This is a genomic window from Lentilactobacillus hilgardii (assembly GCF_009832765.1).
Classification (GTDB): domain Bacteria; phylum Bacillota; class Bacilli; order Lactobacillales; family Lactobacillaceae; genus Lentilactobacillus; species Lentilactobacillus hilgardii.
Genome location: NZ_CP047121.1, coordinates 1758704 through 1777956, shown reverse-complemented (window position 1 = coordinate 1777956; position 19253 = coordinate 1758704). Strand labels below are relative to the sequence as shown.

At 39.9% G+C, this 19253-nt stretch carries 19 protein-coding genes; 18 read left to right on the top strand and 1 reads right to left on the bottom strand.

Annotation, left to right across the window (positions count from 1 at the left end):
• The first annotated feature begins 59 nt into the window (after positions 1–59).
• The 7 genes from GQR93_RS08290 to recN are packed head-to-tail and all read left to right on the top strand — an operon-like array spanning position 60 to position 6444.
• Positions 60–926 carry a bifunctional methylenetetrahydrofolate dehydrogenase/methenyltetrahydrofolate cyclohydrolase gene (locus tag GQR93_RS08290; protein ID WP_003554258.1) on the top strand — a complete coding sequence of 289 codons (867 nt, stop codon included), beginning with the start codon at positions 60–62 and terminating at the stop codon, positions 924–926.
• Positions 916–2274, top strand: a complete 1359-nt coding sequence (gene xseA, locus GQR93_RS08285; protein WP_003554256.1) for an exodeoxyribonuclease VII large subunit — start codon at positions 916–918, stop codon at positions 2272–2274. Before GQR93_RS08290 ends, xseA begins: the two co-directional genes overlap by 11 nt.
• Positions 2264–2530 carry an exodeoxyribonuclease VII small subunit gene (locus tag GQR93_RS08280; RefSeq protein WP_225430293.1) on the top strand — a complete coding sequence of 89 codons (267 nt, stop codon included), beginning with the start codon at positions 2264–2266 and terminating at the stop codon, positions 2528–2530. The genes xseA and GQR93_RS08280 overlap by 11 nt, the downstream gene beginning before the upstream one ends.
• Entirely contained in the window at positions 2502–3425 is a 924-nt protein-coding gene (locus GQR93_RS08275; protein ID WP_003554252.1) for a polyprenyl synthetase family protein, read from the top strand. Before GQR93_RS08280 ends, GQR93_RS08275 begins: the two co-directional genes overlap by 29 nt.
• Positions 3406–4221: a TlyA family RNA methyltransferase gene (locus tag GQR93_RS08270; RefSeq protein WP_035444776.1), complete on the top strand. Its 816-nt coding sequence runs from the start codon at positions 3406–3408 to the stop codon at positions 4219–4221. The genes GQR93_RS08275 and GQR93_RS08270 overlap by 20 nt, the downstream gene beginning before the upstream one ends.
• A gap of 32 nt (positions 4222–4253) precedes the next feature.
• Positions 4254–4709 (top strand): arginine repressor, encoded by a 456-nt coding sequence (locus GQR93_RS08265; RefSeq protein WP_003554247.1) that lies wholly within the window; start codon positions 4254–4256, stop codon positions 4707–4709.
• 40 nt (positions 4710–4749) lie between these two features.
• Complete coding sequence (gene recN, locus GQR93_RS08260) at positions 4750–6444, top strand: DNA repair protein RecN (protein ID WP_003554245.1); 1695 nt, start codon at positions 4750–4752, stop codon at positions 6442–6444.
• A gap of 159 nt (positions 6445–6603) precedes the next feature.
• On the opposite strand, the gene GQR93_RS08255 is transcribed toward recN, so the two are convergent.
• Positions 6604–6921: a hypothetical protein gene (locus GQR93_RS08255; protein ID WP_003554243.1), complete on the bottom strand. Its 318-nt coding sequence runs from the start codon at positions 6919–6921 to the stop codon at positions 6604–6606.
• A gap of 174 nt (positions 6922–7095) precedes the next feature.
• On the opposite strand from GQR93_RS08255, the gene gmk reads away from it, so the two are divergent.
• The 11 genes from gmk to GQR93_RS08200 all read left to right on the top strand — a co-directional run bounded on the left by gmk (position 7096) and on the right by GQR93_RS08200 (position 19157).
• Positions 7096–7710 carry a guanylate kinase gene (gene gmk / locus GQR93_RS08250; protein ID WP_003554241.1) on the top strand — a complete coding sequence of 205 codons (615 nt, stop codon included), beginning with the start codon at positions 7096–7098 and terminating at the stop codon, positions 7708–7710.
• Positions 7711–7712: 2 nt separating this feature from the next.
• A complete protein-coding gene (rpoZ, locus tag GQR93_RS08245) occupies positions 7713–7925 on the top strand; it encodes a DNA-directed RNA polymerase subunit omega (protein WP_003554239.1) in 213 nt (70 codons plus the stop codon).
• A 160-nt stretch (positions 7926–8085) separates the two neighbouring features.
• Positions 8086–9297: a bifunctional phosphopantothenoylcysteine decarboxylase/phosphopantothenate--cysteine ligase CoaBC gene (gene coaBC / locus GQR93_RS08240; RefSeq protein ID WP_035444774.1), complete on the top strand. Its 1212-nt coding sequence runs from the start codon at positions 8086–8088 to the stop codon at positions 9295–9297.
• A 25-nt stretch (positions 9298–9322) separates the two neighbouring features.
• Positions 9323–11719 carry a primosomal protein N' gene (gene priA / locus GQR93_RS08235; RefSeq protein WP_003554236.1) on the top strand — a complete coding sequence of 799 codons (2397 nt, stop codon included), beginning with the start codon at positions 9323–9325 and terminating at the stop codon, positions 11717–11719.
• A gap of 27 nt (positions 11720–11746) precedes the next feature.
• The gene (fmt, locus tag GQR93_RS08230) at positions 11747–12691 is read left to right on the top strand and encodes a methionyl-tRNA formyltransferase (protein WP_003554234.1); all 945 of its coding nucleotides are present in this window, start codon (positions 11747–11749) and stop codon (positions 12689–12691) included.
• Positions 12692–14026, top strand: a complete 1335-nt coding sequence (gene rsmB / locus GQR93_RS08225; RefSeq protein ID WP_003554232.1) for a 16S rRNA (cytosine(967)-C(5))-methyltransferase RsmB — start codon at positions 12692–12694, stop codon at positions 14024–14026.
• A gap of 15 nt (positions 14027–14041) precedes the next feature.
• Positions 14042–14791, top strand: a complete 750-nt coding sequence (locus GQR93_RS08220; protein WP_003554230.1) for a Stp1/IreP family PP2C-type Ser/Thr phosphatase — start codon at positions 14042–14044, stop codon at positions 14789–14791.
• Positions 14784–16853, top strand: coding sequence for a Stk1 family PASTA domain-containing Ser/Thr kinase (pknB, locus tag GQR93_RS08215; protein ID WP_003554228.1), 2070 nt, complete (start codon positions 14784–14786; stop codon positions 16851–16853). The genes GQR93_RS08220 and pknB overlap by 8 nt, the downstream gene beginning before the upstream one ends.
• 83 nt (positions 16854–16936) lie before the next feature.
• The gene (gene rsgA / locus GQR93_RS08210; RefSeq protein WP_003554226.1) at positions 16937–17830 is read left to right on the top strand and encodes a ribosome small subunit-dependent GTPase A; all 894 of its coding nucleotides are present in this window, start codon (positions 16937–16939) and stop codon (positions 17828–17830) included.
• A gap of 11 nt (positions 17831–17841) precedes the next feature.
• Positions 17842–18495, top strand: coding sequence for a ribulose-phosphate 3-epimerase (rpe, locus tag GQR93_RS08205; protein ID WP_003554223.1), 654 nt, complete (start codon positions 17842–17844; stop codon positions 18493–18495).
• Positions 18495–19157, top strand: coding sequence for a thiamine diphosphokinase (locus GQR93_RS08200; RefSeq protein ID WP_003554221.1), 663 nt, complete (start codon positions 18495–18497; stop codon positions 19155–19157). The genes rpe and GQR93_RS08200 overlap by 1 nt, the downstream gene beginning before the upstream one ends.
• Positions 19158–19253 lie beyond the last annotated feature (96 nt).

The window sequence follows — 19253 nt, the reverse complement described above, 5'->3', positions numbered from 1 at the left end:
TATCCGCAACATAGCGGCCTTAAGCATTGTCATAAAACACAAGGGAGAGAGTTGTAAAGATGGCTACAGTGATTGATGGAAGAGCATTAGCAAAGAAGCTTAATCAGCAAACCAGTGAACGGGTTCAAAAAATGCAAGAAAATGATGGCATCACACCAGGACTGGTTGTGATCATTGTTGGAGATGATCCGGCAAGTCAGCGATACGTTCGTAACAAGCATCGGACTGCACAACGTTTAGGCATTAACTCAATTGTGAAGCAGCTGCCTGAGAGTGTTTCTGAAAAAGAGCTTTTGGAGTGGGTTGGTCAGTATAACAACGATCCCGCAATTCATGGCATCTTGGTTCAGGATCCCTTACCTGACCAAATCAATGAAAAAGATGTTACTCGTGCAATTTTACCTGAAAAAGATGTTGACGGCTTTCATCCAGTTAATGTGGGCAAATTATTTTTAAATGATTCCACCAAATATCCTGTTTCTTGCACGCCCAAGGGAATTATGACAATGTTTTCCGAATACCATATTGAATTAAAAGGAAAAAATGCGGTTATGCTCGGACGAAGTGCTATTGTAGGAAAGCCGATGGCAGCGTTAATGCTAAACCAAGGTGCAAGTGTGTCGATTCTTCATCGACTAACAAAAGACATTACGGAATATACTAAAGACGCAGATATCATCGTTTCTGCAACTGGGCAGCTACATACGTTGACCAAGAATGACGTAAAGGTAGGGGCAACTGTAATTGATGTTGGTCAAAATATTAATGAAAAGGGGCATTTGGTTGGCGATGTCGATTACGATGATTTGTTTGACAAGGTTGCTTATATCACACCGGTACCGGGTGGTGTCGGCCCAATGACAATTGCGACTCTAATGCAGCAAAGTGTTGATTTGGCAGAATGGAGCATTCATCGTGACAACTGAGTATCTATCAGTAACAGCGTTAACAAAATATATTAAAAGAAAATTTGATGTTGATCCTTATCTTATGAAAGTTTATTTGACAGGTGAAATTTCAAATTTCAGATTACGACCAATGCGGCATCAATATTTTAGCTTAAAAGATGACCATGCTAAAATTAGTGCGATTATGTTTAAGTCGGCGTTTAATCGGATTAAGTTTGTTCCTGAAGAGGGGATGAAAGTTTTGGTAACCGGCCACATTTCGGTTTATGAACCGAGTGGCAGCTATCAAATCTATGTTGACAGTATGGAACCGGATGGCGTTGGCCAACTTTATCAGGCTTATGAACAACTAAAAAAGAAGCTTGATAAAGAAGGCTTATTTAGTCAACCTAAAAGACAGTTGGTCCAGTTTCCGAAAAGGATTGCTGTGGTGACTTCTCCGAGCGGTGCCGTTATTCGAGACATTATTACAACAGTTCGACGGCGTTATCCGATTGCTCAAATTGTTCTGTTTCCGGCTTTAGTGCAAGGTGACGAGGCCAGTACCGATATTGTTAAGCAAATTGTAAAGGTGAATCAACTTGGTCATTTTGATACCTTGATTATTGGTCGTGGCGGTGGTTCGATTGAAGATTTATGGCCATTTAATGAAGAAAATGTGGCTCGAGCAATCTCTTCAAGTACAATTCCGGTTATTTCATCTGTTGGTCATGAAACGGATACCACCATTGCGGATCTGGTAGCCGATGTTCGAGCAGCGACTCCAACGGCGGCTGCGGAATTGGCGGTTCCACGTTTAGATCAAGTGTTGGTTGAATTAAAAGCAACCCAAAATCGGATTATTAATGCGGAATATCAGTTGATTGAACAGGCTAAGTTAAGATTGAAGCGGCTTCAACAATCGACGGTTTTCACTTCACCTCAACGGATTTACGAGACCTTTTCCCAAAAATTAGACCTACTAAGGCAACGTTTGGAAAATCAAGCAGATAAGATAACTACATCACGAAAAAATAATTTGTCTCAGTTACATATGAGACTTCGCCTAGTTGCGCCAACTTATATGATTAAAGAGCAAAAGCAACGTTTGAATGTGTTGCAGTTGCGTCTTAAGCAGAATCAATTGCAGAATTTGAATAAAGTCAAGCAACAGTATCAGATGTTGGTTGGTTCGCTTGATCACCTAAGTCCTTTGAAAATTTTAGGTAGAGGCTATACGTATACAACTGATGAAAATGATCACTTCATTAGCAAAATGGCAGATTTAAAAGCGAAGACGATTAACGTTCACTTCTCTGATGGTGTTATTAATGCATCTATCAATAAAATGACAAAAGGAAAAGAGGATGAGGATGATGGCAGATAGTCAGTCTAACGAAACATTTGAGCAAAAAATGGATAAATTGGAGCAAATTGTAAATCAACTTGAGCAAGGAAACGTTTCGCTTGAAGATTCCATGGATAAATTTAAAACCGGTATTAAACTAAGCGAAGAGCTTCAAGAAACCTTGACAAAAGCTGAGCATACAATGGCCAAAATGATGGATAAAGATGGCAACGAAGTTCAATTTGAAAGTCCAGATAATACAAAGGATGATAATAATGGGAACCAAGCTCAATGAGTTCATAAAGGAATGGACGCCCAGGATTAACCAAGTGTTGGAAAGTAAAATCGAACAGGATACCGATCAGCAAAAATTGTTTGAGTCAATGAGCTATTCGGTTAATGCGGGAGGAAAAAGATTACGACCGCTTTTAACAATAGCAACCTTAATAACTTTCAATCAAACAATAACTGATTCAATTTTAAAGGCAACTTGTGCATTGGAATTATTGCATTCATATTCGTTAATTCATGATGATCTTCCAGCAATGGATAATGACGGTCTTCGTCGCGGTAAACCTACTAATCATACAATATATGGTGCAGGAATGGCGACATTAGCAGGTGACGGTTTACAGGCACTTGCATTTCAATGGGTTGTTGATAATGATTTGACTGCTGATACTCGTTGTCAGTTGGCCTTAGCTTTGGCAAAAGCAGCAGGTCCACGTGGTATGGCTTCCGGACAAGCCGATGATATAGAATTCGAAGGTACACGATTAAAGCTGCATGAACTTCAGAAACTTGATCGCAATAAAACCGGAGCGTTAATTTCTTATGCGGTAAATGCCGGTTTAATCATGGCACAAGTACCTAAAGATCAGAAAAAAGATTTGTTGGCGTTTGCGAATAATTTTGGAGCAGCGTTTCAAATCTATGATGATATTCTTGATATTGTTGGTGATGAAAAGGCAATTGGCAAACCGGTTCATCAGGATGCTGATAAAAACACCTATCCTAATCTTATGGGATTGGATGGTGCTTATGAAGCTTTACAGCGGACGGTTGATCGAGCCCGTCACGCTTTAAATACAGCAAGTCATAAGTTGAATATCGATACCTCTTTATTATTAGATTTTTGCAGTTATTTTGTAATTAAGGATGAAAGGCATAATGGAAAAACAACGCGTTGATGTATTACTAGTAACTCAAGGTCTCTTTGACACTCGTGAAAGGGCAAAGAGGGCCGTTATGGCTGGGGAGATACTTGGCGATAACGAAGAACGTTTAGACAAGCCGGGCATGAAGATTTCGGTGGACACCGAGTTGCATTTAAAGGGAAAACCAATGCCATACGTGAGTCGTGGCGGATTGAAACTAGAAAAAGCACTTAAGGTTTTCGGCATTAGTGTTAAAGACTTAACCGTTCTTGATATCGGATCATCAACGGGTGGATTTACGGATGTTATGCTGCAAAATGGTGCCAAACTCAGTTATGCTTTGGATGTTGGCAGTAACCAACTTGTGTGGAAACTGCGGCAAGACCCAAGAGTTGTTGTCATGGAGCACACCAATTTTAGATATAGTAAATTGGCAGATTTCTCTCAGGGACAGCCACAGTTTGCTTCAATTGACGTTTCGTTCATTTCACTTGAATTAATCCTACCGCCATTGAAGGCGATTTTAATTCCCAATGGAGAGGTTGTTGCTTTGATTAAGCCTCAATTTGAAGCAGGAAAGAAAAATGTTGGTAAACATGGCATTGTTCACGATCCGGCTGTTCACAAAATGGTGCTTGAAAAAATATTGAATTTTGCGGTCGCATCCGGTTACTCTGTTGAAAACCTTGATTTTTCACCGATTAAGGGTGGGGCCGGCAACATTGAGTTTTTAGTTGAATTAAAGTCAGTTGAGCAACCTCGAATGAATCCAAATGTTTCAATTGAAAAAGTGATTGAAAACGCTTATTCTGAGTTAAAGAAGCAATAAAAGATTTCTCGTTAATTTTTGGAGGTGTTCTCATGCGTAAAAAGGAAAGACAGCGCTTGATTAAACAACTGCTTGTCAGTAACGATATTCAGCGGCAGGAAGATTTCGTTTCCTTGCTGAGTGAGCAAGGTGTCAAGGTTACCCAAGCAACGGTTTCACGCGATATTAAAGATATGCAATTGGTTAAGGTTCCTTCGATTACTGGGGGCTATCGATATAGTTTACCAACTCAAAAAAATGTTGATACTGAAAAGAAGCTAATCCAAACTATTCGTGATTCTTTTGTATCGGTAGATTCTCAGGATAAATTTGTTTTCATGAAGGTGTTGCCGGGGAGTGGTCCAGTTATTTCAACACTGCTTTATCAAATGAATTATAGTGAAATATTTGCGACCATTGGCGACGACAGCACCGTTTTTATTGTTTGCAAAACAGATGAAGACGCTGCTGATTTTCGTGGGCGGATTAATAGTATGGTAAGCAGCTAGCAAGCTGAGTTAATTTGTTATCATTTGAAAGGGTTTAAAAATGTTACTTGAATTATCTATTACTGACTTTGCCATTATTGAACATTTAGATATTGAATTTCAGTCCGGGATGACTGTCTTGACCGGAGAAACAGGTGCTGGGAAGTCTATCATCATTGACGCGGTTGGTTTACTGGTTGGTGGAAGAGGATCTCACGATTTAATACGAACTGGTGCTAAAAAATCAGTAATTCAAGGCAACTTTATTTTAAGTGATGATAATCCTACATATGAAGTTCTAGATGAACTTGGGATTGACCATAGTGACGGGAATGTCATCATTGAAAGAGAGATATTTGCCAGTGGTCGCAATAGCTGTCGTGTTAACGGCATGATGATTAATATTGCAACGCTTCGTCGAATTGGTGAAACAATGGTTGATATTCAAGGTCAAAATGAACATCAAGAATTGATGAAGCCTGAACGCCATATTGAATTGTTGGATGACTTTGCCGAGGACACCATTCAACCGGTTTTGGTAACGTATCAAAAAGATTATGATCAATTTGTAAAATTACGGGCAATTAATGAAAAAAAACATCAAAATGAGAAGGAATGGGCGCAACGTGTCGACATGTTAAAATTTCAAATCAAAGAAATTGAGGCGGCTGATCTTCATGAACATGAGGACGAAGAATTGACGGCTGAACGTGATCGATTGAATAATTTCCAAAAAATTCATGATGCTCTTCTTAATAGTTACGAAGGCATCAGTGGTGAAGATACCAGTTCTTTGGATTCTATTGGCTCATCAATGAGTTCAATGCAGGAAATTGAAGAGTTGGACCCGGATTTTAAACAAATCTCCGACGATTTATCCGGTGCCTTTTACACGTTGCAGGATGTGGCAAGTCAGATTTCCGATCAGTTAAATAATTTAGAATTTGATCAAGATCGTTTGGATCAGGTTGAACAGCGACTTAATACAATATATCAGTTAAAGCATAAATACGGTGACTCCGTTACTCAAATTTTAGAATACCTAAAAAAAATAAAGAATGAATTAAGCGACATGTCTGGGGATGCGGATGACGATGATAATTTAGAGCAGCAGCTTGCTGAAATAAAGACTTCCTTAATTAAGAATGCTAAAAGGATCGGTGATATTCGCAGGCGCTTTGCCAAGGAATTAGAGCGGGCAGTTCATCAACAATTGCGTGATCTTTATATGGATAAAGCTGTTTTTGAAGTTCGCTTTAAAGAAAGTACAACTTTGAATCGTTTAGGTGCAGATCAAGTTGAATTTTATATTCAAACCAATCCCGGTGAAAAAATGCTGCCATTGGTTAAGTCGGCATCCGGCGGGGAATTATCACGGCTTATGTTGGCACTAAAAACGATGTTTGCAAAAGCAGCCGGTGTCACTTCGATCATTTTTGATGAGGTTGATACGGGAGTTTCAGGCCGAGTAGCCCAAGCAATGGGAAATAAAATTTATACAATTTCAACGAAGTCCCAGGTCTTATGTATTACTCACTTACCACAGGTTGCGGCAATGAGTGACCATCACTACTTTATTCAAAAAAAGATACATGACGGGCGAACAACCACTACCATCACGGAACTGAACAAGCAGGATAGCGTTAACGAAATTTCTAGAATGCTTTCAGGAACGACGGTGACCAAATTAACTAAAGAACACGCGAGTGAACTCATATCAATGGCCGATGAAGAAAAAGCTCGAATTCGAACTTGAGTTGAAAAATTGGTTATGTAGGTAAAACATGAAATACACTCAAATAAGCCAAATACCTTTTTTGGGTGTTTGGCTTATTTGGTTAAATTGAGTTTTTGATTAAAAATTGACTTGCACTTTTTGAAACATTCTTAACGTGGATAAATATATTTACTGCTATTATTTTATCTTTTGAATGGACCGAATTTCTAAAATATTTACAATTCGGGTCATGTTATGCTGTTGGTTTGTTAATAGGTATCTTTCGTTAGATAATTTTGTGAGCTTTCCACCCATTGCCGGTGATTGATTATTAAATTGGATTTTGATTGGAAAACCAGTTTTTAGTGTTTGGCTAAGAAAAAGTTGGATTTGGAATTCCGGCATCTGAGGAAGATCGTTGTAAGTCGGCTTTGTGGAATCGATTGCGAAAAAGCGGCGATAGTTGTTTTTAACCGTGTCTCGAATTTCTGTTAAATATGATTGATTACTTTGCATGTTATTTCACTCCGAACATTCGTTTGTGACTTTATTATACGAACGACAGTTCGAAATATCAACCCCTAATATTAAAATTTTTATGATTTATTGCGAAACAGATGTTAGACTTGTAAAAATCTTAAAAATGAACGATAATGGTTGTTACTACAAATATTTGAAGGGATTTTGACGATGGCAAAAAGAGGAATGTTAATTGTTTTATCCGGTCCTTCCGGCGTTGGTAAGGGAACTGTCAGAAAAGCACTTTTTGAGGAACCGGATGTTGACTTTGAGTACTCAACGTCAATGACGACCAGAAAACCTCGTCCTGGTGAGAAAAACGGTGTTGACTATTATTTTGTTTCAAAGGAGCAGTTTGAACAGAATATTCAAAACGGTGAAATGCTTGAATACGCGAAATACGTTGACAATTACTATGGTACCCCATTAAAATATGTCAATGAGACTTTGAATTCTGGTAAGGATGTTTTCCTTGAAATTGAAGTAAATGGTGCGATGCAAGTTCGTGCAAATTGTCCGGATGCTGTATTCGTATTTTTGACGCCGCCCGACTTAATGGCGTTAAAGCACCGATTAATTGGTCGTGGAACCGACAAAATGGATGTTATTAACAAGCGTATCAAAAAAGCCGTTGGTGAAATCAGTATGATGCGAAATTATGATTACGCAGTTCTAAATGACAAAGTGCCATTAGCCGTTGATCGGATTAAATCAATTATCAGAAGTGAACGATTAAAGGTTGCCAGAGTGATGCCCGATTATGAATCAATGTTAGGAGACGATTAATAATGTTACTTTATCCATCTGTTGATAAATTACTTGATAAAATTGATTCTAGATATTCATTAATTATGCTTGCAAGTAAGCGAGCACATGAATTGGATGCTGGAGCAAAGCCATTGTTGGACAGTTATAAGTCCAGAAAATCGGTTGGTAAGGCTTTTGAAGAGATTGCTGCCGGTGTTTTGAAAATTGATCCCAAGAATCGTGATTTGAACTAATTAAATGAGTATGATGTCAATTAAGTGGCCGGAACAAGCAGATCATTGTTCCAGGCCATTTTTTTGGGAATAATTAAAGGTCATAAAAAGCATTTGGCTTTTGCTAATCCATACATCCTTGTTACAATTAAGTGTGAATTTAAAAATGGTGGTGACTGATTTGTTTCAAAATAAACGCGTTTCGCTGTATGTAACCGGTAGTATTGCTGTCTATAAATCTTTAATTCTGACTCGATTGTTAGTGAAGAATCATAACGATGTGCATGTTGTCATGACAGAGTCTGCTCAACGATTTGTCAGCCCACTGACTTTTCAGAGTCTAAGCAAGAATCGGGTTGTCAAAGACGATTTTTCAACAGACGATCCTAAAACAATTCCCCATGTTGCGATTGCCGATCAGTCAGATTTAGCGATCGTTGCACCTGCAACAGCTGATACAATTGCCAAGATGGCTAACGGCATTGCGGATAATGTGGTTAATGCGGCGCTACTTGCAACCACCGCGCCGATTTATGTTGTACCAGCGATGAACGTCCATATGCTGGACAATTTTGCAACCCAAACAAATCTGCAGACATTGACTAGCGCCGGTATCAATGTGATGGACACTGCCGAAGGCTTTTTGGCGGAAGGTTATTCCGGTAAGGGACGATTTCCCGAGCCCGAAGAAATATTAGATTGGGTGGATCAGCACTTTAATTCGGGATCAAAGGAACTCGAGGGTAAACGAATTGTCATCACAGCTGGTGGAACGCGCGAGCCTTTGGACCCGGTTCGTTATTTGACAAATCATTCATCCGGAAAGATGGGATTTGCAATTGCAAAGGCAGCGCGGCTAGCTGGTGCCGAGGTGACTTTAATTACTGCCAATACAACGTTACCAAAGCCTGAAAGCGTAAAAGTCCTGCCAGTAGAAACCGCACGAGATTTATTGCAAACTGTTCAGCAGCAGTTTGTGGATGCGGATGTTTTAATAATGGCAGCGGCAGTTGCTGATTTTCGCCCAGCAACTGTTTCAGACAGAAAAATCAAAAAAAACGATCACAATGAGACGATGACTTTAAACTTGGTCAGAAATCCGGATATTCTAAAAGAAGTTGCGATAACTAAGAAAGCCTCACAGGTTGTGATTGGTTTTGCAGCCGAAACGAATGATTTGATAACGAATGCCGAAAAAAAGATCAAGGCAAAACATCTTGATCTCATTGTCGCTAATGACGTTTCCCAAAAAGGGATCGGATTTAGTGCAGACAATAATCAAGTCACTTTCCTGTTTGCCAACGGAGACCAGCAAAAAACAGCAGTTGAGAGCAAACAAAAAGTAGCCCAGCAACTCATTCATATTTTGAGTCATCGTTTAATAAGCCGATAATGATTTACAAGGGGGTGACTAATTCTTGCAGGTTGCACAAATTATTGTAGATGTGCCAACACGTCAAACAAATAATCCATATAGCTATTTAATTCCTGAAAGCCTTGAAAAACAGATTCAATCCGGCATGCGGGTACAGGTTCCTTTCGGCCGCAGAAGAGTCACTGGTTTTGTGATTGGTCTTTCAGATAAAACATCCTTTGATGGCAAGCTTAAAAAAATCAGTTCACTCGTTGATCTTTCGCCGGTTATTACGCCGGAATTGTTAAAATTGTCCGAGTGGATGGCAGATAAAACCTTTTCCTTTAAAATTAGTTGTTTGCAGACAATGTTACCCGGTGGTATGCGAACGAAATTTAAAAAGAAATTATTAGCGACTGATCAAATACGGGACACCTACCCGGCTATTTTTCATGGTCAAAACGAAATTGACTATGATCGGCAAAAATTTAATAACAAGACAATTGCAGAAATTTTGGCACTCCGAAAATCAAATCAGATTAAAGTTCATTATGAATTATCCAGTCATGCAAAACCGATATTGTCTAGAGCCTATAAAAGTAAGCTTAATCAACAGCAAATCGATCATGTGTTGATAGATGTTCAGAAACGTGCGGTTGGTCAACGCCGATTACTTAAGATGTTGTATGAACAACCGTCTCAAACGTTCCTTCAATCCAAGCTTTTGCACGAGGGTGTCGGTAAACAGGTACTTGATACAGCTGTTAAGCAGGGATGGGTAACCGAAACTCAGGTTAGGAGAATTCGAAATCCATTTTTGCAGCCCGTGTCAAAAAGTTATCCGCTTGACCTGAATGAAGATCAGCAAACTGCCGTCAATCGGATTAATAATGCAATTGGAAAACAAACGGACACGACTTTCCTGCTTGAAGGGGTGACCGGTTCCGGAAAGACGGAAGTTTATTTACAGGCGATGGCCCATGCACTGAGTATTGGTAAGACAGCGCTTATGCTGGTTCCAGAGATTACGTTGACTCCCCAGATTGTTGGCAGAATTCGAAGTAGGTTTGGGGACCAAGTGGCGATGCTTCACAGCGCAATGTCAAGTGGGGAACGGTACGACGAATGGCAACGGATTAATAGCGGTCAGGCAAAAGTTGTTGTTGGTGTTCGTTCGGCAATCTTCGCGCCTTTGGAGAATATTGGTTTAATTATTATGGATGAAGAACATGATAGTAGTTATAAGCAATCCGATACGCCGCGTTACCAGACCAGAGACGTGGCTAAATGGCGGGCAGCGTACAATCATTGCCCTGTTGTATTGGGAAGTGCAACGCCATCGTTGGAATCGCGTGCGCGAGCAATGAAGGGGGTCTATCAGCTGATCATGTTGCCTCATCGTTTCAACAACCATGCACTGCCCCACGTTTCGATTGTTGATATGAAGGATGAAATGGCTCATAATCGACATATTTTGTCCAAACGACTTTCAAACTTGATTACCGATAGGCTGGAAAAGCATGAGCAAATTATTCTGTTACTGAATCGTAGGGGTTACTCCTCTTTTATTATGTGCAGAGATTGCGGTTATGTTCCTCAATGCCCAAACTGTGACATCTCTTTAACCATGCATAAAGATACGCATACACTAAACTGCCATTTATGTGGTCATAAGGAACCGATCCCAACGGTTTGCCCCAAATGCCACAGTAAGCGTATTCGGCATTACGGGATCGGCAGCCAGCAGCTTGAAGAACAGGTTAAGGATCTATTTCCAACTGCCCGTGTTTTGAGAATGGATGTTGATACAACCCGGAAAAAGGGATCTCATGAGGCAATCATCAATAAATTCGGTGCTCACAAAGCCGATATTTTATTAGGAACTCAAATGATTGCAAAGGGGCTTGATTTCCCGGAAGTGACACTTGTTGGGGTTTTAAATGCTGATTCAGCGCTTCAGTTTCCTGATTTTCGATCCAGTGAGCGAACATTTCAACTATTAACGCAAGTTTCCGGACGCTCCGGACGTGCTGATAAGCAGGGAGAAGTTGTGATACAAACATTTAACCCCGATCATTACGCTATTCAGTTGGCTAAAACACAGGATTACGAAAAGTTTTATCATACTGAAATGCGGATTCGTCATCTTGGCAAGTATCCGCCTTATTACTTCACCATCAAAATTACCGGCAGCTCACCATCTGAAAAACAGACGGCATATGAAATGCACCAAATTGCCGGTTTCCTGCGCCGGTATTTAACGAATAAGGCGATTGTATTGGGACCAACTCCTAAAACAATTACCAGGGTTAATAATCGTTATTTTTATCAAATCATTATTAAATATCGTCAGGAGCCGAAACTTAAAGCTGCACTTGATGACGTTTTAGTTAAGTCTCAAACAAAGCAGCAAGGAGGATTATTAATCTCAATTGATAATGAACCGCTCGATTTTATGTAACTTTAGAATGGAAAGGAAACGATAGCGTTGACAACAGTTGTGTTTATGGGAACTCCAAGTTTTGGCGTTCCGGTTTTGAAAGGATTGGTAGATCAGGGCTACCAAGTATTGGCAGCAGTTACTCAACCTGATCGACCAGTCGGCAGGAAACATCAGATTCAAAAATCTCCAGTTAAACAGCAGGCTGAAGCATTGAACATTCCGGTTCTCCAACCGGAAAAAATCAGTGGCAGTGACGAGATGCAACAATTAATTGAGATGCATCCCGACCTTATTGTCACTGCCGCATTTGGTCAGTTCTTACCAACCAAATTACTCAATGCTGTTAAAATTGCAGCTGTGAATGTTCACGGTTCTTTACTACCGAAATATCGTGGCGGTGCACCCGTCCAGTATGCTATTTTAAATGGTGATAAGGAAACCGGGATCAGTATTATTTATATGGTGAAAAAAATGGATGCAGGTGACATTCTTGCGCAACAGGCGATTCCAATTAATAATACGGATGATACGGCTTCAATGTTTGCTAAATTGAGCCTTGTCGGCAGGGACCTGCTTTTAAAAACGCTGCCTAAAGTTATTTCCGGTGAGATAACCCCAATTAAACAGGATCCGGAAAAAGTCATTTTTTCGCCGACAATTAAGCCTGAAGAAGAGAAATTGGATTTTTTAAAATCAGCTTTTTTGGTAGATGCAAAGGTTCGGGCACTTCGACCGGATCCAACAGCGTATACGACTTTGAATGGTAAACGAACTAAGATTTGGAAATCAGCAGTAGTTGATGGGCAGACCCCCCTTGAACCAGGAGTGATTGTTGAAAAAACGAAGCATCAATTACAAATTGCTGCCGGTGGGGGTTCAATCTTGGAAATTTTGGAGCTTCAACCTGCTGGTAAACCAAGACAAGCGATTACAGATTATTTAAACGGAGCAGGGCAGGCCTTAAAAGTTGGCCAAAAGGTGATTAACTAAATGAAATATCAAACGAACAATCCACGGGAACTGGCTGTCAGAACACTATTGCGTACCAGTGGCGGTTCTTATTCAAATTTACAGATTAACGCGGTCATTGAATCAACGTCAATGAGTGATGTAGACAAAGCGCTTTTTACGAATATTGTTTATGGCGTGATTCAACATCGAATGACACTGGAATATCAATTGGTGCCATTTTTGAGAGATCCGGAAAAGACAGAAGACTGGGTGAAAGAACTTTTATATACAGCGATGTATCAGCTCGAATATTTGGACCGTGTTCCTAAACGCGCAATTTTTGACGAATCGATTAAAATTGCAAAGTCAATGGGACATGATGGCACACGGCGTTTTGTGACCGGTATTCTTCACCAGATGGATCGTAAGGGTGTTAGGGAACCTGACAAAATTGAAGATCCAGTCAAAAAGATTTCGATTAAATATAGCGTTCCTGAGTGGTTGGTATCGCTTATTGAAGGCCAGTTGGGCAAGCAAAAGGCGGACCAAGTTTTTAAATCATTGAATCAAGCACCTAAACAATCCGTTCGGTTTAATAAAGCAAAAACGACCAAATCAAAATTGACTGATCAACTTACGCAGGCTGGATTTCAAACGGAAGATAGCCTTGTTGCGGGTGAAGGCATTATTGTTGATAAGGGGCAAGTGGTTCATAGTGCATTCTTTGAAAATGGTTTATTAACTATTCAGGATGAGAGTGCTATGCTGCCGGTTGAGTCAATGTCGATTCAGCCTGATGATTTGATTCTTGATGCTTGTAGCGCACCCGGTGGAAAAACGACTCAAATTGCAGCTGATTTAAAAAATGGTCGCGTCATTGCACTGGATATTCACCAAAATAAATTGAAAAATGTGATTAGAAATGCTAAACGGCTTGGAGTAGATGGTGTGGTTGAAACCCAGGCGCTGGATGCCCGAAAAGTTGATGAGAAGTTTTCTGATGAAATGTTTGATCATATTTTAGTTGATGCACCATGCTCCGGATTTGGCTTGATGCGTAGAAAGCCGGAAATCAGGTATGATAAGACGTTAGCTGATATCAATCATTTATCACAAATTCAGCTGCAAATTCTTGAAGCCGTCGCACCGAAAGTAAAAACTGGTGGTACTATTACATATAGTACCTGTACAATCGTTCAACAAGAAAATCAAGAAGTGATTAAGCAGTTTCTTGATGCACATCCTGATTTTCAAATCGAACCAACCAAGACTGACCTGAATCTGACAACTGATGAAAACGGGATGATTAATATTTACCCCGATGATTTTGGCTCGGATGGATTCTTTGTCTGTTCTTTGGTTAGGAAATCGTAACGGAGTTGATACAATATGCAAATTGCCTATCAATCGTCTACCGGAAAAGTTCGCGATAAGAACGAGGATGCGGTTGGAAAATTCGAGAACAAGCAAGGATTAATTTTGGCCCTTATCACCGATGGCATCGGTGGCAATAATGCTGGTGAAGTTGCTTCCAAGATGGTCGTTACTCACATTGGCAGTAGTTTTGAAAAAACTGATATTAACAGTCTTTCCGACATTAAATCCTGGTTTATAGAAAAGCTGGCTCAGGAAAATGCCGCAATTATTAACCAATCAAATTCGGATAGGCGACTGAAGGGAATGGGAACAACGATGGTGGCTGCTCTTATCGATGGTGATGAAAGTCTCATTGCCAATATTGGAGATAGTCGCGGCTATGTTCTTTCAGGTGGTAAGCTTACTCAGATAACAGAGGACCACTCCTATGTTAATGAACTTGTCAAACATGGGGATATCACACCTGATCAGGCTAAGAACAATCCCTATAAAAATATTATTACTAAAAGTTTGGGGATTAACGATGATTCTTCGGCTGATTTTAAAGCGTACAGCATTCAAAAAAATGACCAGATTCTTCTTTGTACGGATGGACTGACAAACATGGTAGATGATCCGGATATTGAAGAAATTCTGTCGATGGATGAAGATATTCAAGCAAAATGCAATTTGCTGGTATCGCTTGCGAATAAAAATGGTGGCCTCGATAACATCACGGTTTTAGTTGCCCGTTATGATTCGGAGGTGATGCCGGATGAATAAGGGATTCGTGTTAAATGGCCGTTATAAAATTATTAGTCGGCTTGGTGAAGGTGGCATGGCCGATGTTTATCTGGCTGAAGATTTAATTTTAAATCGAGAAGTTGCCGTCAAGTTGCTGAGGCTTGATTTTCGGGATAATCCCAAAGCTAAAAAACGATTTCAACATGAAGCAATGGCCGCAACTGAATTGGACAATCCTCATATCGTTGGTATTTATGATGTTGATGAAGTTGAAGGCATGCAGTACTTGGTAATGGAGTACGTTGATGGGGAAGACCTTAAACATTATATTAAGGATCGGTTTCCAATTCCATATGCCGAAGTTGTGAACATCATGGAGCAAATTTGTTCAGCTGTTAGTGAAGCTCATCATCATAATATTATTCACCGGGATTTAAAGCCTCAAAATATTTTAGTCGATAAAAACGGTTATATTAAGATTACTGATTTTGGTATCTCACGACTTGAAAGTGAAGACACAATGACACAGACCAAATCAATCATCGGGTCTATTCATTACCTGTCCCCGGAACAGATTAAAGGCCAAATGGCAACTAAGCAATCTGATATATATTCGTTGGGAATCATTCTTTATGAAATATTAACAGGTAAAGTACCATTTAACGGTGACACAGCCGTCTCAATTGCAATTAAGCATTCACAGCAGCCGATTCCATCTGTCAGAGATTTTGACCCCCGAATTCCCCAAGCATTGGAAAATGTGGTCTTAAAGGCAACAACCAAAAATCCACATGACCGTTACCCGGATGTTAATGCGTTAGCAGCGGATTTAAATACATCACTGGACAAATCCAGGGCAGACGAATCAAGATTCGTTGTTCCCGAAGAAAACGCAGAAATGAATGAAAAAACACGGGTGATGCCGTTTTCTGCTTTTCCTGAAAATTCGATGACGGACAATGCTAATGCTGATCAACGTGAAGCACAAGAGACCAATCAAAGCGATGAAAAACGGCCTAAAAGAAAAAACCATAAAAGGCGTCGTCGATGGCTAATCGGTGGTATTATTGGTTTTTTAGTTCTTATATTCGCCGTTATTTTTATAGTCAGCGCAAGTGCCCGGACAACAGTACCGGTCATTAGCGGTACTTTAAGAAATGACGCGACGGAGAAACTTGAAGATGCTGATTTGAGAGTTGGAAAAATTTCTTATCGAAATAGTGAAAAGGTCGATCGAAATCGTGTTATTACATCTACTCCAAAAGAGAATACCAAAGTCAAAAAAAATACCCGGGTGGCACTCATTATCAGCTCTGGTATCAAAAAAGTTCGTTTGGACAATTATGTTGGCCAGGATTATGACGAAGTGAAGTCCCGTTTGGAAGCACAAGGATTTAAAGTTCGCAGAAGAAATGCTCCTTCGGGATCTTTTCAGTCAGGAAAAATTCTTCAACAGGATTTTGCATCTGGAAAGCGGGTAAATCCTAAAGGCCATACGTTAACATTCGTTGTGTCCACTGGTATTCAACAAGTCATTCTAAAAGACCTGACTGATATGACCAAGGCTCAGGTCGTTAGTTACGCAAATAAAGAAAAAATCAATCCAACTTTTGATTACGTTTACTCCAACGAACAAAAGAAGGGTCGGGTTGTTCGTCAATCACCGGCGGCTAATAATAGTATTCAGCAAGGCGGTAATATTATTGTTTGGTTATCAAGAGGTCCCCAAGCAAAAGCAAAGGATCAACTGGAGAGCTTTAATGTGAAAGTTACTATTCCATATTTTAGCAATTCTAACAATTCGCAGTCGTCATCGAGTTCTGCGTTTAGCAGTAGTGTTCAACCACAAACGTCTTCAAGTGAAACGCCGGCTCCGGAAACCGAAGCAAGTACGACCGGTTCTGGTGAAAATGTTGTTTTGATTTACTTGAAAGATCATGATCATGATTATTCAACTGTGTATAAACAAATGGTGATTACACGGGATACCACCGTGATGCTGCCGTTTAAATTAACAAAGAATGAGGTTGGCCGTTACAAGGTGGTTCGTGACGGTAAAACCATTTTAAGAGATAATAATATTACTTACGATTCTCATTAAAAAAATAAAAACTGCAAAAGAAAGTTACTTGTCTGTATAATAGGGACGAAGTAACTTTTTTATTCTAAGACAGAGGTGATTGATTGACCAAGGGGAAAATTTATCAGTCATTGGCCGGCTTTTACGATGTTCATACCGCTGATGACAAAGTTTATCGGACACGTGCCCGGGGGAACTTTCGGAAACGAAAGATTACGCCCTTAGTGGGCGACGATGTTGAGTTTCAAATCGAGGATGGCGATAAGGGGTATATTTTAGAAATATTGCCAAGGAAAAATTCTTTGGTTCGACCGCCAATTGCAAATATTGATCAGGCAATTGTCACAACGGCGGCAACGCAACCGGAGTTTTCGAGTAATTTATTGGATCGGCAGTTGATTGCATTAGAGATCAGCCAGATTCAGCCGATCATTTACTTTACCAAAACCGATTTATTGAGCGAAAGCAAACGACAGGAATTAGCAACAATCGCTGCTGATTATGCAAAAATTCCATATGAAGTTATTTTACCGGACTCGGCGTTTTCAGATGAGGCTTTGAATCGGCTCCGTAAATTATTTTCAAAAAAAGAAAATGTCATCATGGGCCAAACCGGTGCAGGGAAGTCCACTTTGTTAAACCATCTGGCCCCTAATCTGGATTTAAAGACCGGTGAAATCTCGGCTGCATTGAATCGTGGGAAACATACGACACGTCGAGTGGCATTATTAAATGTCAACGATGGGTTGATTGCTGATACCCCAGGGTTCTCATCGTATGATACACTTGATATAGATTTTCGAGAACTTGCGGGCTATTTTCCTGAGTTTAAGCGAGCATCTTCAAAATGTCGTTTTCGTGGATGTATGCACGTTAATGAGCCGGATTGCGAGGTCAAACGACAAGTTGAATCCGGTCAAATTATGAAAAGCCGTTACGAAAATTATTTACAGTTGTATACTGATATTAAGAACCGTAAACCAAATTATAAAAAGTGAGGAAGTTGATTATGATTAAGATTGCACCTTCAATTTTGAGTGCCGACTATGTAAATTTGCAAAGAGATATTGAAAAGGTTGATAAAGGTGGCGCTGAGCTACTTCATATTGATATCATGGACGGTGCCTTTGTGCCTGCACTATCATATGGGCCGGGCTGGGTTAAGGCAATTAAACCAATTACTAACTTAACGTTGGATGTTCACATGATGGTCCAAAACCCAGAACGTTATATTGATGACTTTGCAGATGCCGGTGCTGATATTATTGGTGTTCATACTGAAGCAACACCACATATTCATCGTGCGCTTCAAATGATTAAAAATCGCAATGTTAAGGCTGAAGTGGTCATTAATCCAGGAACACCCGTATCAGCAATTACACCCGTTCTTTACATGGTTGATCAAGTTCTTGTTATGACTGTTAATCCAGGATTTGGTGGTCAAAAGTTCTTGCCTGAAACAGTTAAAAAGATTGCAGAATTAGATAAGATTAAAAAAGAACAAGGATTGAACTTTGATATTGAAATTGATGGTGGCGTTAACGAAACCACTGTTGTTGGCGCATATAAAGCTGGCGCTACAGTTGCCGTTGCCGGTTCATATATTTTTGACGCTGACGATCCAGTTTCAAAGATCAAAGCATTAAAGGACGCTACTAGATAATGAAAGTTTTAAACCTTTTGGTCGGTGGGCCAGTTGACTTGTGGCCTGCTGAATTGAAAGCGGGTAAAATAAATGGCGATTGGATCGGTATTGATCGTGGAAATCTACATTTAATTGATATGGGAATCGATCCAATTGTGGCTATTGGTGATTTTGATTCATTAAAGACCGAGGAATTAAAGTTAGTAAAGACACATATCAAAGATATCCGCCAGTCAATTCCTGAAAAAGATGACACCGACACCCAATTGGGATTGAAAGTGGCTATTGAAGAACATCATGCGGATCGATTAGATATTTACGGTGCCACAGGCGGTCGTTTGGATCATTTCCTCGCTAATTTATGGATGGTCTTGGAACCGCGATTTAAAAAATATGCGCCTAAGATCAGAATGATTGATAAGCAAAATACGATTACCTTTTTCTTACCCGGTGAATATGACATCAAAAAAGAACCCGATAAAAAATATTTGGCGTTCGTTGCTTTGACACCAATGGATCATTTAACACTGTTTGATGAGAAATATAAACTAAATGATTATCAGGTTAAACGCCCCGTTTCTCTTGCCAGCAATGAGTTTGTCGGTAACAAGGCTCGATTTAAATTTGCCAGTGGGGTTATGTGTGTGATTCAAAGTAAGGATATTAATCGGTTTAATTAAGGATGCTTTTCTCACATTCTTACTTGGTCATAAGCGTGATTATACTAAAAGAGGTTGGACAATTATTTTGCCCAACCTCTTTTAAGCACAAGCTTG